This is a genomic window from Rhodococcus sp. C-2, from assembly GCF_027854095.1.
Classification (GTDB): Bacteria; Actinomycetota; Actinomycetes; order Mycobacteriales; family Mycobacteriaceae; genus Rhodococcus_F; species Rhodococcus_F qingshengii.
In genome coordinates this window covers 415065-431149 of record NZ_JAQGFI010000003.1, presented here as the reverse complement: position 1 = coordinate 431149, position 16085 = coordinate 415065, and the positions used below count along the sequence as shown (strand labels likewise).

Below are 16085 nucleotides of genomic sequence, written 5' to 3'. Positions count from 1 at the left end.
AGCGGCAGGCTCGACGACATGCTCAGCACCAACGACCCTGCGTCGGCCCTCGTCGGTTTCGGGGTCGGACTGTCTTTGATCGTCGCAATCGGCGCCCAGAATGCGTTTGTTCTTCGTCAAGGCCTGACGCGATCACACGTACTCCCGATCGTCGCAGTGTGCGCGTTGTCAGACGCAATTCTCATCCTCGCGGGCGTCAGCGGAATCGGGACCCTCCTCGAACACGCACCGTCGATGATCACGTTCGTTCGTATCGCCGGCGCCGTTTTCCTCCTCAGCTATGCGCTCTTCGCCGCCAAGCGGGCACTTCACCCCCAGACGTTGGCGCCGGATCGACATGGCAACGGGTCGAGGCTTGCCGCCGTCACGATGGCATTGGCTCTCACCTGGCTCAATCCACACGTGTACCTCGACACCGTCGTGCTCATGGGTTCCATCGCCAACGGTCGCGGCGAGATCGGACGTTGGTGGTTTGCCGCCGGTGCCATCACGGCAAGTGTGGTCTGGTTCGGCGCCCTCGGTTACGGCGCACGTCTGCTGACGCCGCTTTTTGCGAAACCCAACGCCTGGCGGGTTCTCGATGCTCTGATCGCCGTGATGATGGCGGTTCTCGGAATCAGCCTGCTTGTCGAATTGTGACCAGGCTGCACAACCTCGATCCGACCCTGCGGGTAGCGCGATGGGTTACCGTCCAAGGTGAGGAAGCTCAATTCACCTGTCGCGAGTTGTGACCATCAGGTAGGGCTGATCACGATGACCGAGGACGATGGCGGCACCGAACCGCGTGACTCCAACCGCGGACTGGGTTTGCTGTGTCTACTCGCTGCGGTCGCCGGCGTCGGGGTCGGATTTGTCGGCGGCGCGTTCCGTTGGTGTCTGATCAGGGCCGACGAACTTCGTCAGGCGATCGTGAACTGGGCGCATCACGTTCCGTACGTCGGGTGGCTCGTGCCGGTCCTCCTGGTGGCCCTGTGTACCGTACTTGCCGTACTGATCGTCAGACGAGTGCCCCTCGCAAAGGGAAGCGGCATCCAGCACGTCGAGGCGGTGTCCCGCGGTGAAGCGAAACCGCCGGGAATCAATCTCGTGCCCGCCAGATTCATCGGCGGCCTCTTGGCGATCGGCTCCGGTCTGGTTCTCGGTCGTGAAGGCCCCACCGTACACATGGGTGCGGCGATCGGAGCAGAAGCGGGACGGCGAGCCCGCCTCACCGAACCCGACGTCGCCATGCTGCAAACATCCACGGCCGGAGCAGGTCTCGCTGTCGCATTCAACGCGCCGATCGCGGGAGCACTGTTCGTCTGCGAGGAGGTGACGCACTCGTTCCGGCTGCGCACCGTGCTGCCAACCCTTTTCGGTGTTTCAGTGGCGGTGGGCTGTGCACGGATCGTCATCGGTGATCAACCCGATTTCGAAGTCGGCACCGTCCCGACACCTCAACTCGCATTCTTGCCACTGTTCGTCGTCTTCGGAATCCTCACGGGGCTACTGGGTATTGCGTACAACCGCCTGATTCTAGGACTACTCGACATCGTGGCACGGCTCGACAAGATCCCACCGACTGTCATCGGCGCAACGATCGGCGCCGTCATCGGCCTGACGCTGTTCCTCGACCCGTTGGCCAGTGGGGGCGGCGACGTTCTTGCACAGATGATCGTCGGCGGAAGGACCTTCGTACTGCCGATCCTGCTGCTGTACTTGGTGGTTCGGTTCTTCACCGGCCCGCTCTCGTATGCCGCTGGAACTCCCGGCGGACTGTTCGCTCCCTTACTCGCTCTCGGCGCGCTCTGGGGGTCGATCTTCACCGGACTGTCGAGCTTCGTGCCCGGAGTGGACGCCGGGCTCACGGTCACCATGGCCACCGTCGGTATGGCGGCCTTCTTCGGCGCCGTAGTACGCGCACCGTTCACCGGCATCGTGATCGTGGTCGAAATGACCGCGGTGACGTCGACGCTGGTCCCGATGCTCGCTGCCACTGCGGCAGCGGTATTCGTCACCACGTCGGCAGGGTCGGCACCTATCTACGACAGTCTGCGCGAACGGATGTTGGAGCCGCAACGCCCGCATACGGATTGATCCCCGCACACGGGTCATTGCAGCACGGGTGCGCTACGTGAATTTCAGAATTTGCAGATGACTTCCTCGGAGAACCTGCGTACCGCATCTTTCTTCGCTTCCAGGTCGCAGTCGAACCCGAGGCCGTACATGGCCCAAGGAATGACGATCGATTCCGTCACTCCGCTATCGGCCAGTTCCAGGGAGCCGTCGAGACCGAAGCGATCGGCGCAGACGGCCTGAATTTCGAACGGGGACTCGGCGCGCCCGTACTCGACCCGCAGGACGCCGATCCTCTCGATGAGAGCTTGCAGATCAGCGAAAGAGACTGTAGCCGAGGTCCAACCGTCACCCACTCGCGCTGCACGGCGCAATGCGGCCGCGGAATGTCCTCCGATGTAGATGGGGACGGGATCGACCGGCGCCGGGCTCATCTGCAGCCTGTCGAAGTCGAAGAACTTGCCGTGATGTTCGACCATACCGCCGCCTAGAACCAGTCGCAGTACCTCGAGCATCTCGTCGACTCGCGGGCCTCGATCCTTGGGGGAAGCGCCGCACCACTCGAATTCCTCTGGCGCCCAGCCCACACCGACCCCGAGACCGAAGCGGCCTCCTGTCAGATTCGCGACCGACCCCACCTGGCTTGCCAGCAGCAGAGGATTGCGTGAGCTGAGCTCGAGCACCTGCGGATAAAAGCGAATCTTCGACGTTCCGGGTCCCATGAAGGCCGCGGCAATCATGGGGTCTACAAATGGTGTCTTCGCGTCCCACATCCGCACACCGTCAGCGGTATACGGATACCCGGTAGCGCCCCGCTCGGGAAAGAACAGTGAGTCGGGCATCGTGATCGAAGAAAAGCCGCATTCTTCGGCCACTTTCGCAAGTGCAACGAGTTGAGAGAGGGGAATCATCGCCACGGCGAGGCTGAACTTCATCGGAAGATCCCTCTGTTCAGTTGACCGGAGCGACTGAAGTGCCTCGATGAGCTCGAAGTCGGTTCGCACCGATCGGCTTGGGAGACAGTGGATCCTGAACAGTCACTTCTTGCAACGCTCAGTCATACGACAACTCCCCCGCAGTGCGGTCGAAGCATCAGCCACCCTCGGTTGGACAAGGACGTGTTCGAGGTTACAAAGCTCCCGCTACTTCGGCTCGGCGGCTTCCCGCCAGGCGGACACATACCAAGAACTTCGGGGTCCTGGTGACACCTGGCACCCCACTCCCCCTGATTTCGCACCGTGCAACCTGCGAATCGGCCTACTGATGCAAGGGAGTTCCGACGTAGTTCTCGGCGATCAGCGTTCGTCCGGCCACCGAACGCGTGACCATGTCCAACTCGGCCAACTGTCGGCGATGCCCGAAACCGCTGTCGTCTGGCAAGCGATGGAGCATCGACGACATCCACCACGAGAAGTGCTGCGTCCGCCACACACGCGGCAACACCGTTTCGGTGTACCCGTCCAGCATCTTTCGGTCGGACGAGGTGAAGAAACCGTCCATTGCCTTCGCCAGTGCGTAGACGTCGGCGATCGCGAGATTCATTCCCTTCGCGCCGGTCGGCGGCACGGTGTGCGCCGCATCCCCTGCAAGAAACAGGTTGCCGTGCTGCATCGGCTCACACACGAAGCTGCGGAACTGGAGGATCGACTTCTGAAAGATCCTGCCGTCCTTGATCTCCGCCCCCTCACCGTCGACGCGCATGTGCAGCTCGTCCCAGATTCGATCGTCGGACCAGTTGTCCACGGAGTCGTCCGGATCGACCTGAAGGTAATGACGCTGTACCTCGGGCGTCCGTGTGCTGATCAGTGCAAACCCGCGCTCATGGTTGGCATAGATCAGTTCTTCGGACGACGGCGGCGCCTCGGCCAGGATGCCGAACCACGCGAAGGGATACTGGCGGAAATGATCCGTTCGGATCGACGGTTCGGGAATCAGCTTTCGCGTTCCGGTGCGTGAACCGTCGCAACCGGCCACCAGGGCGCACTCGAGCTTCTGATCATTTCCGTCCGAGTCGACAAAAGTGATACTCGGGCGATCCGATTCGTGATCGTGTACTTGCGCGTCGGACACTCCGAATCGAATGTCCCCGCCGTCAGCGAGACGCCGCGCGATCAGATCCTTGAGCACCTCGTGTTGCGGATACACCGTGACTGCTCGCCCGTCGGTCAGTTCGTCGAACGCGATTCGGTGCCCTCGTCCACCGAATCGCAACTCGATTCCGTGATGTTCGAGGCCCTCCCGCTTCAGTCGATCACCGAGTCCGGTCTCGACCATGAGATCAACCGTGTTCTGTTCGAGCACGCCGGCACGAATGGTGCCTTCTACCTCTTCGCGGGTGCGGCATTCCAGGACAACCGAATCGATTCCCTTCAGATGCAACAGATGCGAGAGCATCAACCCGGCGGGACCACCACCGACGATTCCGACCTGGGTGCGTGAAGAAGACATACAGAGAGCTCCTGAGGTGAGTGACGATTGAGACCACCCTCGACCACGATCACTCCTCTGAACAGCTGCAATTTCACTCAGTGAAAGACCGAAACGAGCTATCGAAACCCACCGCTACCAAGCCCGCGTGATATTCCACGGGCGGCCGCGACCAACGCGGGCAGTAAAGGAGCTGGATCCTGCTCCACCGGAACAACTGTCGAGACCGCTGCCACGACACTGCCCCCGGCTTCGCGGACAGGAGCGGCGACGGCAAGGGTTCCGACGTTCAGATACTCACGACAGACCACGAATCCGGCGCGCCTGATCTCGTCGAGAGTTGCTCGCAAAATCCGCTCGGAAGTAATGGTTTTGGGAGTGAACGACTCGAGGCCGGCGCGAAGGACGTCGTCGAGAAGCTCGGTTCCGCCGTGCGCGAGGAGAATCAATCCACCGCTGGACGCGTGCAACGGCAATCTTCCGCCGGCACGGCCGACCACGGTGACGGCGCTACGCGAGGACAAGCGCTCGAGGTACAGAGCCTCGGTGCCCTCACGAACGACCAACTGCACGTTCTCTCGGGTGACCTCGTACAGGTCCTCGAGGAACGGCAACGCCACCTGCCGTAGGCCGTGAGCGCCGGGAGCAAGAGCGCCGATCTCCCACAACCGGACTCCGACCTGGTACTTGCCGTCACTCCGACGCTCGAGTGCGCCCTCAGCCACCAACTGCCCACACAGTCGGTGGACGGTGGGCAGAGGCAAACCGCTGCGACGACTGATCTCCGACTGCGTCAACCGCGGCGATTTCGCGTCGAAGGCACCGAGCACGATAAATGCCCGGCCGATCAACGAACGCTCGCCTGATGCCATTCACACAGTGTGACTGACATCAGGCGAAACGTGTTCAGGCGGTGCGAAGCTACGCGGAGTGCGCCAATTCCGGTTCGCGTTCGGTCACCGGCGGCGTGGCCTCGATCTTCATCGGCTCCTGCGCGTAGTGGAAGTGCGGACGACGGTGACCGATGAACGAACCGAACCACGACATCACAGCGACATACCGGTTGCGGAAGCCCACCAGATACATCACGTGCACGGCCAGCCACATGAACCAGGCGATCGTGCCCTTGAACTCGACCTTGCGGACGCGACACACAGCGCTGAATCGGCTGATGATCGACATGCTGCCCTTGTCGAAGTATTTGAAAGGCGTTCCGGCCTTGACCTTTCCGTTCACAGTCTTCGCTGCATGACGGCCACCCTGCATTGCAACGGGCGACTGACCCGGCAGACCGTTCAGCGAAGTCATGTCGCCGATGGCAAAGACGTTGGCGAACCCGCCGACGGTCAAGTCCGGATTGATGAGCAGACGACCTGCACGGTCACTCTCACAACCGGTCGCCTCGCCGAGCACTGCTGCGAAGTCGTTGGCGCGAACACCGGCCGACCAGATGACGGTCTCGGCGTCGATGCGCTTCTCTTCCTTGGTCTTTGCCGAAGAGACGGTGACACCGTGCTCGTCGATGGCGGTGACCATAGTGTTGAGAACAACCTCGACACCCGACTTCTCGAGCGAGGCCTGTGTGTACTCACTGAGCTTGCCGCCGAAGGCCGGAAGCGCAACGCCCGCGCCCTCGACCATGGTGACCGTGACCTCGTCGGCGCTGATGTTGTTGATGGACTTGGCGAAGTAGCGACGCGCCAGTTCCTTGATCTGTCCGGCGAGCTCGACGCCGGTCGCGCCTGCACCGACGACAACGAAGCTGAGCAGGTTGCGGCGAACCAGCGCGTCGTTGGTGGTGTGAGCCTCTTCGAAGCAACGCAGGATCTGCTTACGCAGGACCTCGGCATCCTCGACGGTCTTGAGCTTGTAGGTGACCTTTTCGAACTCGTCATGACCGAAGTACGCCTGGGTGGCACCGGTTGCTGCGATGAGCGAGCGGTATCCGAGAGTGTGGCGGGTGCCCGAAGCCTCGTAGACGACGGTGTTCTCTTCGGCGTTGACCTCGACGACGCGACCGAGACGCACGTCGGCGTTGGGGTACTTCTGCAGGATCGTGCGGATGGGCGGAGCAACTTCGCCTGCCGACAGAACGCCCGTCGCCACCTGGTAGAGCAGCGGCTGGAAGAGGTGCTCGGTGGTGGCGGAGATGAGGACGAACGGCGTCTTGGACTTCGCGAGAGTCTTGGCCGCGGCGAGGGCTCCGAATCCCGAACCGACGATGACTACCTGAGTCTGCTCGTGTCCAGTCGCGTCGATGTCAGCGCGACCCGCAGCTGTTCTATCCACAACAAATCTCCTCAACCAAATTGAAAGTATGACTATTACGGTATGGACTGATCATGGGTCGGGTCCAGCTAGCTGGAGTATTCGCAAGACTGTTATCTCGATTGCTCATAAGTAAGCTGTCCTCATGGACTTCCGCCAACTCAAGTACTTCCTCGTCGTGAGCGAGGAACTGAGCTTCAGTCGCGCTGCCGAGCGCTGCTTCATCTCGCAGTCGGCGATCAGCCATCAGGTCGCCCGACTGGAGAAGGAGCTTGGCGCGACACTCTTCGAACGCTCGACCCGAGCCGTTCGCCTTGCCCCGGCAGGATCGCGACTCGTGCCCATCGCGCAGCAAGTCCTCAGCCTCGAAACGATGGCCTACTCCGTCGCACGCGACCCACGAGCCCGGATCCGGATCACCGGAAACATGAGCTTCGCCGCTCAGACGCTGGACGCCATCGCACACGTGCGCGAACTTCATCCGGACCTGGACGTCGAGTTCGTCATCAAGAGTTTTGCCCACCGCATGGACGCCGTGGCCTCCGGTGACGCCGACATCGCGCTGATTCGCGGCGGCGTCGACCGCCCCGGACTCGAACCCTTGGACCTCGGCGTCGAAGATCTCCTGGTCGTAATGTCGAGCCGGCACCCCCTGGCCGGCCAGCAAAGCGTCGACCTCAATGATCTGGCCGCATACCCCCTGCTCCTGCCGCCGCGCCAAAGCCAGGTGCTCATTCACAAGGTGGTCGAGGACGCGTTCCGCGAGATAGATCGACGCGTCCAACTGGGCCCTGCAATTCCGAGCGATCACACAGCCACGCTGGACGTGATCACCAACCCGCGCGCCTGGACCCTGCTGTATTCGATCACCGCAGGCGAATCTCCACGCGCCGGCATCAGCTTCATGCGAGAATCGCACGGCCGCTTGCGAATTCCCGTCTCGGGAGTGACCCGCAGCGGCGCCACCCACTCGACCGAGTTCGCCGATCTGATCCAAGCGCTCAAGGACGCCATGAATCCGTCTTTCACTGAGTGAAAGTGCGATGGCGATCGACTCCCCTCACGGAGCAACGTGGTCCACAACCATGTGATGCGGCGCGCGGTTGCATCCCTTTACCGAGGAGCGGCCATGACGCGTCTACTGAGCGAACCTGTGTGGGAATCGAAGATCTTCGACGGCGAATGGGTTCTCGGTAGCGCCGACGATCGTATTGTCGTCGAGCCGGCCACCGGCAAGCAGTTGACGACGGTCGGCATGGCAACACCAGACGACGTGGCAGCCGCTGCAACAAAAGCTACTGCCGCTCAGAAGGATTGGGCAGCAAGGCCGTACACCGAACGAGCCGCCGTTCTACGCCGCGCCGGTCAACTGTTCGAGCAGTACGCCGACGAAATCGGCGAATGGGTAATCCGCGAGGCCGGCAGCATTCCCGCCAAAGCCGGACTGGAAACCCACACCGCTGCCGAAGAGTGCTACAACGCAGCAGCTTTGGCCGCACACCCCGTCGGCGAGGTGCTGCGCTCGGAGCAACCGCGGCTGAGCTTCTCTCGTCGCGTCCCCGTCGGCACCGTCGGTGTCATCGCACCGTTCAACTTCCCGATCATTCTGTCGATCCGTGCAGTCGCTCCCGCACTGGCACTGGGCAATTCGGTGATCCTCAAGCCTGATCCGCGCACGGCGATCTGTGGCGGTGTGGTTCTTGCCCGCATCTTCGAAGAAGCCGGTCTGCCTGCCGGAGTGTTCGGCATGCTGCCGGGTGGCGCTGACGCCGGTGAGGCAATCGTGGTTCATCCGAGCGTTCGCGTCATCGCATTCACCGGGTCGACCCGGGCAGGACGCGCTGTCGGTGAACTGGCGGGCCGCCATCTCAAACGAGCACACCTCGAGCTCGGGGGAAACAACGCACTGATCGTCATGGACGACGTCAACCTCGAAAAGGCCGCATCTGTAGGCGCTTTCGGATCCTTCATGCACCAGGGGCAGATCTGCATGACCACCGGCCGCCAACTCGTCCACGAAAGTATCGCCGCCGACTACACCGCACTCCTTGCCGAACACGCCGACAAGCTTCCGGTAGGCGACCCGTTCACCGGTCAGGTCGCACTCGGACCCATCATCGACGCCGGACAACGCGACCACATCCACTCCCTGGTCACCGGAAGCATCGCGGCCGGAGCAAAACTGGCGGCCGGCGGCACCTACGAGGATCTCTTCTACCGGCCCACCGTGCTGGCCGACACCCCACTCACCGCGCCGGCATTCGCCGACGAAGTCTTCGGGCCAGTCGCACCGGTCACCTCCTTCGCCACCGTCGAACAGGCCGTCGCCATGGCCAACGATTCCGAGTACGGACTGTCACTGGGCATTCTGACCTCCGACGCCATGCGAGGGCTCGAGCTCGCCCAACAAATCCCCACCGGCCTCGTACACATCAACGATCAGACCGTCGGCGACGAAGCAGTCATCCCGTTCGGCGGTATGGCGTCTTCGGGTAACGGTGGCCGCGTCGGCGGTATCGGCGCAAACCTCGACGCCTTCACCGAAACGCAGTGGGTGACTGCGCAGAGCGCACTCCCGGTCTACCCCTTCTAGTCCGGAACACGCCGAGTTGGTCCTGAATACACCGAACTGACCCCAGGGGCTCACTGACCAGCATTGACGGGATCGATCTCGCGGACTTACCATCCAGAGAAAATTACTTCGGCACATTAAGCAATTTCTCTTGTAATTCCCGAGAAGGACCCACTTGACGAATTCAGTGACGACCGACAGCGCTGCGCAGCCAACGGTCCACGACACCCCGGATGTATCCGTCGTAACATCGCCGCGCCGCGAGGCCGTCATCATCGGAGCGCTCAGCCTGGCCGCGATGATCGTCTCGATGATGCAGACACTGCCCGTCCCGATTTTGGGGCGTATTCAGTCCGATCTGGGCGCATCCGCGGCCGGCATCAGTTGGGTGACGACGGCGACGTTGCTGTCGGCCGCCGTTTTCACTCCCCTGTTGGGCCGCTACGGCGATCAGCACGGCAAGAAGCGCACGCTGGTCGGCGTTCTGGTCGTCATGGTCATCGGTTCGATCGTCGCCGCACTGGCACACAATCTGCCACTTCTCATCCTCGGACGCGTCCTCCAGGGGACCGCCACCGCCATCTTCCCGCTGGCTCTGTCGGTCCTGCGCGAAGAGGTCCGCCCACACAAGCTTCCCGGCGCGATGGCATTGGTCAGCGGAACTCTCGCATTCGGCAGCGGGCTCGCCCTCGTAGCCACCGGACTTCTCACATCGGCTCCGGATGCCGACTACCGCAACGCCTTCTGGATGGCCACCGGGTTCGCGTTGCTTGCCCTCGTCGCCGTCATCACGCTGGTTCCGGCAACCAAGCACAAGAGCGGCGGGCGCGTCGACGTCATCGGCGCGCTGAGCCTGGGCGCTGCACTCCTTCTGCTCCTGTTGTCGATTTCGCAAGGCCACCAATGGGGTTGGTTCTCACCCGTGACCATCGGTGTTTTCCTGGGCTCGATCGTGATGTTCGCAGTCTGGGTCTGGATCGAGAAGATCGTCGACGAACCACTGGTCGACATGCGAATGTTCGTCCACCGGCCCGTGATGATGGCGAATCTGGCGGGGGTCATGCTGGGCTTCGGAATGTTCGCCAACTTCCTGGGCATCTCCTATCTCGTGCAGCTTCCCCACGCCCTCACGGGATACGGATTCGACGCCAGCATTCTGCGTGCGTCGGTGGAATTCCTGCTGCCGGGTGCGATTGCCTCGCTGATCGCAGCACCGATCGGTGGGCGGCTCATCAGAGTGCGTGGGCCACGCTTCGTCCTGGGACTCACCGCCATCTGTGGTGCGGTGCCGTTCGCCTGGCTCGCGTACGACCACACGCACACCGCGTCGGTCATCGGTGCCGGCATCGTGATCGGCGCCGCCGTGAGCCTGGGCTACGCGGCCATGCCCGCGATCATCATGTCGAGCGTTCCGCGACACCAGAGTGGAATAGCCAACGGCATCAACTCGATCTCCCGTTCCACCGGCAGCGCCATGGGCAGTGCAGTGGTGACTACGATTCTCGCCTCGATGACCATCGCGAACCTGCCAGAGGGCGTATCCGCTCTGCCCAGCGAATCCGCCTTCACCGTCACCTTCGTCACTGCCGCCGTAGCTTTCGCTCTGGTCGGCCTGGTGGGTTGGTCAGGCCTCCCCAAGAGTGCGTCGACGTCTGTCAACGGCAGCGCGTGAACAGGCCTGCTCCGAACAGCTCCGCATTCACGAGATGCCCATGCGTGTGAGCATTGTGCGAGGATCGGCGGGAGGTAACAGGTCTCGAAGCTGAGCGGCTCGGCGGTCGGTGAACTGCCGACACGCGTCGTCGTCGGAGAACACCCAGAAGTCCCCACGCGCTATTGCTTCGGTCATGTGCTCGGCGGCATCGAGCGGGTCGAGTCCGGATTCGACGTTCGCCTGTTGCATTGCATCGAAGACAGCGTTTGCCGTGACGTTCGTAGTCGGCGCGTCACGCTGGGCCGCACGAAAGATCTCACTCCGGATCGAGTGTGGAACAACAGCACTGACCTGAATCGGAGAGTCGACCAACGACAAATCTTGGTGCAAGCTCTCGGTCATCGCCAGCACCGCGAACTTACTGACGATGTACGGTCCTTGCACCGCGGCGCTGTTGATCCCGCCGACAGAAGACAGATTGGCCACACACGCCGGCTTACCCACCTTCAACATCAATGGCACGAAAGCACGAAGGCAATAGAAGACGCCGTCGACGTTGATCTCCATCAACCGTCTCCACCGCGCACCACTGACTTCCCACAGCAACCCGGCCGTCTCCACTCCGGCATTGTTGACCAGCAACTCGACGCTGCCGTGACGATCGAACACATTGTCCGCCATCCTCTTCACGGCATCGGCATCCGCTACGTCCACTCCATGGACGTCAGCTCTCCCACCGGCCGCGCGAATGTCCTCGGCGACGAGCGACGCACGCTCCTCGTCGATGTCGGCAACTACCACCGTCATTCCCAGCCGCGCAAGGTGACGGGCGAACCCTGCACCGATACCGGCCCCCGCACCGGTCACGACGGCCGTGCCGGTACCGAACCGGCGTTCAGCGTGAGACATCTCCACTCCTCGGGTTGTGTCGCCGAAACTATTGCTCGACAAAGACTTCAGATTCCTTCGGGCAGAATGTTGGGATTGCACCACGTCGGTGGCTCACGTCTGGGCATCAGCCCTTGCCCGTCGAGCGCCTTCACGACCAGATCCTGATACCAGGGAAAATGAAGACTGAACGCTACAAGGCCGGTCCGCTCGGCCGCGGGAAGAGAACACATGGCCAGTACCGTCTCGGCAAGATACTCGACGGGCTCGGTTTCGTATCCATCCGGAATGAGTGCGTCGGCGCCGGGAGTCGAGATCGCAGTGGAAGGCCCCACCGAGTTGACCGCGATATTGTCGTCCAGCACCTCCGCGGCGAGGCCCTGTGTGAACCTGTGCAGTGCTGCCTTCATCGACGCGTAAATCACGTCACCCGACGTCTTGTTGTAGTCGCGGAAGGGCCTGATCGGATTCAGTCCCGTCGAGGAACCGATGTTCACGATCCAGCCTGCGCCGCGCTCTCGCATGTAGGGGATGGCTGCCTTCGACAGGGCGAACGGCGCGCGAATGTAGTGGTCGAGGGTCCGATCGAACGTCGCCAGCGACATCTTCTCGATCGGCGCGTAGTCGGCAAACCCGGCATTGTTCACGAGGATGTCGATACCTCCGGTCCGCGAGACGACCTTCTCGATCAATCCGTCGCGAGCCTCGGAATCCTCGAGATCGGCCGGAATGGCAAGTGCACGACCGTGTTGCGACTCGATCATCTCGACGGTCTCGGACAACGTACCGCCGATGACGACATTACTGTCGGCACGGACTGCCGCGGTAGGCCGAGTCGACCGTGCGGTGACGACCACGGTTGCCCCCTCTGCCGCCAGTCGCCTGGCGATCGCCCTGCCTATGCCTCGACTGCTCCCGGTCACCAGCGCGGTCTTCCCTACCAGCGAGTGATTCAACTGCTCCTCCAAGCCTCTTCCACTTCACGACATCGAACACATGACGTATGTGTTCGACCTGAGTTCGACTGCATTTCACGCAATCGTTGTCCGCCATGTTGCATCATCCGATTCTGTTGCACAGCAACGATTCCCGCCTGACGGGAGGTGTCGAAATGCCGGGCACATGACCAAATCCGCTATCTCCCGCTGTGTGAGATCGAAAGCATCACAACGGGTTAGGGGAAAGTAATCTTCACCAATGGCAGATGAAACGCTCTACGTGATCGATCGGATAGTCACGAAACCGGGATGCGGTCGACAGTTCGTCGACGCGCTACTCGACCAGTATTTGCCGAGTGCACAGCGTCGCGGCATGACACTCGCCGACGTACTCGTCAGCCCTCCGTTGTGGTGCGATCAAGACCCGAACACCTTGACCGTCACCTGGACGGTCGACGGCACGGCCGGCTGGTGGTCGATGACGCGCCAGGGCCGCAGAGACTCCACCCTCAGACAGTGGTGGGATGCAATGGCTCCGCTCATAATCGAACGGAGTCGCTCCATGGCCGCCGCAGCAAAGGACATCGAAGGACTGAGCAATGTATAACGTGACAAGAGTCGTGCACGCCGCCAACGGGGCGGGCGCCGACGAGTGGGCCGCTGCAGTGAAGAACATTGCCGCAGTTGCCGAATCGTCGAACGCGCTACGTCGTCTCGTCTGTACGACACTTCCCGGCGTCATCAACGGCGGAGATCTGATCGTCCATCTTCAGTTCGAAGACGAGATGGCTTGGCAGACAGCCCGAGATGCGGTCGACGACAGCCTGCGCTGCGCCACCGTCGACCACTTCCACGGCGCCGAGTACTCATCCGGGACCACGGGACGTTCCGGCGCCGAAGCCGCCGGTCAGGTGTACCGAGCGCTGTTCATCCGGGTATCCCCCGGCACACCCCAGGACGTACTCGAGGAATTCGAACGGGATCTGCTCAGGATGCCTACCCATATCTCGTCGATCTGCGCCTGGCGTCTCAGCCGAGTCGACGCAGCGACCGGGCACACACCATGGACTCATGTCTGGGAGCAGGAGTTCACCGACCTCGGCTCACTGCAGACCCAGTACCTCGATCATCCGATTCACTGGGCAGTGGTGGACCGGTGGTTCGACCCCGAATGTCCCGAGGCAGTGGTCCACGACAGAATCTGTCACACGTTCGGCAATCTCACCGAGAGACTCCTGACAGTGAAGTGATCTGCCTACTCGCTACTGAGCGCCTCGCGCGTCATCGCCCAAAGCTTCTGTCGCGCAGGCTCGGTCAGTGACAAAGACGGGATAGTGAGGAAGCCGTGGAACAATCCTTCGAAGCGATGATGGCGCACCGAAACGCCAGCCGTCGCGAGCATCTGCGCATACGCGTCACCTGACGAACACGGCGGATCGAGTTCGGCTGTCACGACGACAGCCGACGGAAGACCGGCGAGCGTCTCCGCACGCGTAGGAATCACACGGGCGTCGTCGCGACCTTCAGGCGCGTACTGCTGCCAGTACCATTCCATCGCTGCGGTGGTGTTGTAGTGACCCGTGCCGTAGAGCCGATACGACTCGGTTTCGAAGTCGTCGTCGATCACGGGGTAGATGAGAACCTGAAGGGCAATTTCCGGACCACCCCGATCCCGAGCGGCAATAGCCACGGTCGCCGCGAGGTTCCCTCCCGCACTGTCGCCCACAAGTGCGATTTTACCTGCGTCGGAACCGTATTCGGCAGCATGCTCGCTGGCCCACGCCACCGCGGCGTAGACGTCGTCGTGGGCTGCCGGTGCCGGATGCTCCGGCGCCAACCGATAGTCGACGGCAACCACTACTGCGCCGACTCCCTGCGCCATCGATCGACAGAATTCGTCGTGACTGTCCAGATCGCAGAACACGAAACCGCCCCCGTGAGCGAAGACCACGAGAGGAACGTCGTTCGAGGTTCCATGCGGACGAAAGACGCGAATTGCCAGATCTCCACCGGGACCGTCGATTACGTGATTCTCGACTGAAAGCATGTCGGGAAGACCCGTCAGCGGCGCACGTCGGTTCCGAATCAGAGTTCGTAGCTCCGACGGCGGGACACTGGTGACATCCGGGAATCCAGCGTTGAGGGTTGCAAGCATCGTGGTGACTTCCGCTTGAATCGTCATATCGTCTCCTGGTCTCTCAGCCCGGCGGGTGGCGCTACGTCTGCGCCGGCATCCGCCTTTGTCCACTTGGCGTGTGATCACGTCAACGTAGATCGCCCACCACCAAGCAAGGAACCCGCTCTCCCGATCAGTGGTCCGTTTCCGCCGACGAGCACCGGAGGCGTCCGATCCACAGGGTGGCCTTCTTCACAAAGCAGAAAAAACATGTCATCATTCCTAATCGAAATAGCCTTGTCCAGGGCAGTTGTCCAACTTGACTACGGGATAGCAGAGGGAACACATGTCGCTCCAGCTCGAGGTCGATCCCGCAACGCCGAACGCCTTCCTCGACCGAGTCTCTCTGCTACTGGATGCGTTCGGCGGTCGAGATCGTCTCACCCTCGCCGAGATTGTCCGACGAACCGGGCTTCCAAGGTCTTCAGCCCACCGCATACTCGACCATCTGGTCCAACTTCGGTGGCTGCACCGCAGCGGCCGCGATTACACGCTCGGGTTGCGGCTCGTGGAACTCGGCTCGTTGGCCGTGTACCAGGACAGACTTCACTCAGCTGCGCATCCGCACCTGTACGAATTGCACCGGCGTACCGGACTGATCGTCGAGATGACGATTCTCGACGGCTCAAATGTGGTGTGCCGCGCCCACATGGCAGGTCGTTTCGCCAGCATGATTCCGAATCGGATCGGTTTCAGCACGCGCGCAGACGGAACACTCGTCGGCAGGGTCCTCCACACCTTCAACAACGAGCGAGGAGAGGCGGCCGACGAGGTCCGAAAAACCGGCGTGGGATACGGCCGTGACACGCCGATCGACGGATTCGGCACGATCGCCACTCCGATCGGCCCGATCGGCGTCGCGACCTCCGCGCTGTCGATCTGCGGACCGCTCCGACAAATGCCGCTCGACGAGCGGAACTCGCCTCTCACCGGGCTTCTTCGGGAAACAGCCGCTTCCCTGTGGCGAAATGCGGGCGTCCGGACCACCGAAAGCATGCGAGCTCAGTAGGCACGAAGACTAGGCACGAAGACTAAGCACGAAGACTGGGCACGAAAACCTCGACAGCACAATTCTATTGGCGTGGGGCAGAATCTGGAGAGTTGTAC

15 protein-coding genes are annotated in these 16085 nt (G+C 61.9%); 8 read left to right on the top strand and 7 right to left on the bottom strand.

The annotated features are described in order from the left end of the window. The first annotated feature begins 18 nt into the window (after positions 1–18). Complete coding sequence (locus PCS43_RS08545; protein ID WP_042451547.1) at positions 19–639, top strand: LysE/ArgO family amino acid transporter; 621 nt, start codon at positions 19–21, stop codon at positions 637–639. A gap of 114 nt (positions 640–753) precedes the next feature. Beyond that, a complete protein-coding gene (locus PCS43_RS08540) occupies positions 754–2076 on the top strand; it encodes a ClC family H(+)/Cl(-) exchange transporter (protein ID WP_042451676.1) in 1323 nt (440 codons plus the stop codon). A 44-nt stretch (positions 2077–2120) separates the two neighbouring features. On the opposite strand, the gene PCS43_RS08535 is transcribed toward PCS43_RS08540, so the two are convergent. From PCS43_RS08535 to PCS43_RS08520, 4 genes are all read right to left on the bottom strand, one after another. After that, positions 2121–2990, bottom strand: a complete 870-nt coding sequence (locus tag PCS43_RS08535; protein WP_209910256.1) for a TIGR03619 family F420-dependent LLM class oxidoreductase — start codon at positions 2988–2990, stop codon at positions 2121–2123. A 322-nt stretch (positions 2991–3312) separates the two neighbouring features. Continuing rightward, entirely contained in the window at positions 3313–4503 is a 1191-nt protein-coding gene (locus PCS43_RS08530; protein WP_007730544.1) for a 4-hydroxybenzoate 3-monooxygenase, read from the bottom strand. A 98-nt stretch (positions 4504–4601) separates the two neighbouring features. Beyond that, complete coding sequence (locus tag PCS43_RS08525; protein ID WP_003943227.1) at positions 4602–5354, bottom strand: IclR family transcriptional regulator; 753 nt, start codon at positions 5352–5354, stop codon at positions 4602–4604. A 49-nt stretch (positions 5355–5403) separates the two neighbouring features. Further along, positions 5404–6771: an NAD(P)/FAD-dependent oxidoreductase gene (locus tag PCS43_RS08520; protein WP_003942969.1), complete on the bottom strand. Its 1368-nt coding sequence runs from the start codon at positions 6769–6771 to the stop codon at positions 5404–5406. 124 nt (positions 6772–6895) lie between these two features. Between PCS43_RS08520 and PCS43_RS08515 the strand changes: the two genes are divergently transcribed. The 3 genes from PCS43_RS08515 to PCS43_RS08505 all read left to right on the top strand — a co-directional run bounded on the left by PCS43_RS08515 (position 6896) and on the right by PCS43_RS08505 (position 10994). After that, entirely contained in the window at positions 6896–7786 is an 891-nt protein-coding gene (locus tag PCS43_RS08515) for a LysR family transcriptional regulator (RefSeq protein WP_003943104.1), read from the top strand. 93 nt (positions 7787–7879) lie between these two features. Then, positions 7880–9343, top strand: coding sequence for a benzaldehyde dehydrogenase (locus PCS43_RS08510; RefSeq protein ID WP_209910259.1), 1464 nt, complete (start codon positions 7880–7882; stop codon positions 9341–9343). Between the two features lie 154 nt (positions 9344–9497). Continuing rightward, entirely contained in the window at positions 9498–10994 is a 1497-nt protein-coding gene (locus PCS43_RS08505) for an MFS transporter (protein ID WP_202426560.1), read from the top strand. 27 nt (positions 10995–11021) lie between these two features. Here the strand turns inward: PCS43_RS08505 and PCS43_RS08500 are convergent, their stop codons facing one another. Both PCS43_RS08500 and PCS43_RS08495 read right to left on the bottom strand, forming a co-directional pair. Beyond that, positions 11022–11885, bottom strand: a complete 864-nt coding sequence (locus PCS43_RS08500) for an SDR family NAD(P)-dependent oxidoreductase (protein ID WP_007730535.1) — start codon at positions 11883–11885, stop codon at positions 11022–11024. A 47-nt stretch (positions 11886–11932) separates the two neighbouring features. After that, entirely contained in the window at positions 11933–12820 is an 888-nt protein-coding gene (locus tag PCS43_RS08495; RefSeq protein ID WP_042921616.1) for an SDR family NAD(P)-dependent oxidoreductase, read from the bottom strand. 241 nt (positions 12821–13061) lie between these two features. Between PCS43_RS08495 and PCS43_RS08490 the strand changes: the two genes are divergently transcribed. Both PCS43_RS08490 and PCS43_RS08485 read left to right on the top strand, forming a co-directional pair. After that, a complete protein-coding gene (locus tag PCS43_RS08490) occupies positions 13062–13409 on the top strand; it encodes a hypothetical protein (RefSeq protein ID WP_007730530.1) in 348 nt (115 codons plus the stop codon). Further along, positions 13402–14052 carry a Dabb family protein gene (locus tag PCS43_RS08485; RefSeq protein ID WP_209910262.1) on the top strand — a complete coding sequence of 217 codons (651 nt, stop codon included), beginning with the start codon at positions 13402–13404 and terminating at the stop codon, positions 14050–14052. The genes PCS43_RS08490 and PCS43_RS08485 overlap by 8 nt, the downstream gene beginning before the upstream one ends. Before the next feature lie 5 nt (positions 14053–14057). On the opposite strand, the gene PCS43_RS08480 is transcribed toward PCS43_RS08485, so the two are convergent. After that, positions 14058–14984, bottom strand: a complete 927-nt coding sequence (locus PCS43_RS08480; RefSeq protein WP_209910265.1) for an alpha/beta hydrolase — start codon at positions 14982–14984, stop codon at positions 14058–14060. Positions 14985–15264: 280 nt separating this feature from the next. On the opposite strand from PCS43_RS08480, the gene PCS43_RS08475 reads away from it, so the two are divergent. Continuing rightward, positions 15265–15987 (top strand): IclR family transcriptional regulator, encoded by a 723-nt coding sequence (locus PCS43_RS08475; RefSeq protein WP_007730520.1) that lies wholly within the window; start codon positions 15265–15267, stop codon positions 15985–15987. The last annotated feature ends 98 nt before the right edge of the window (positions 15988–16085 follow it).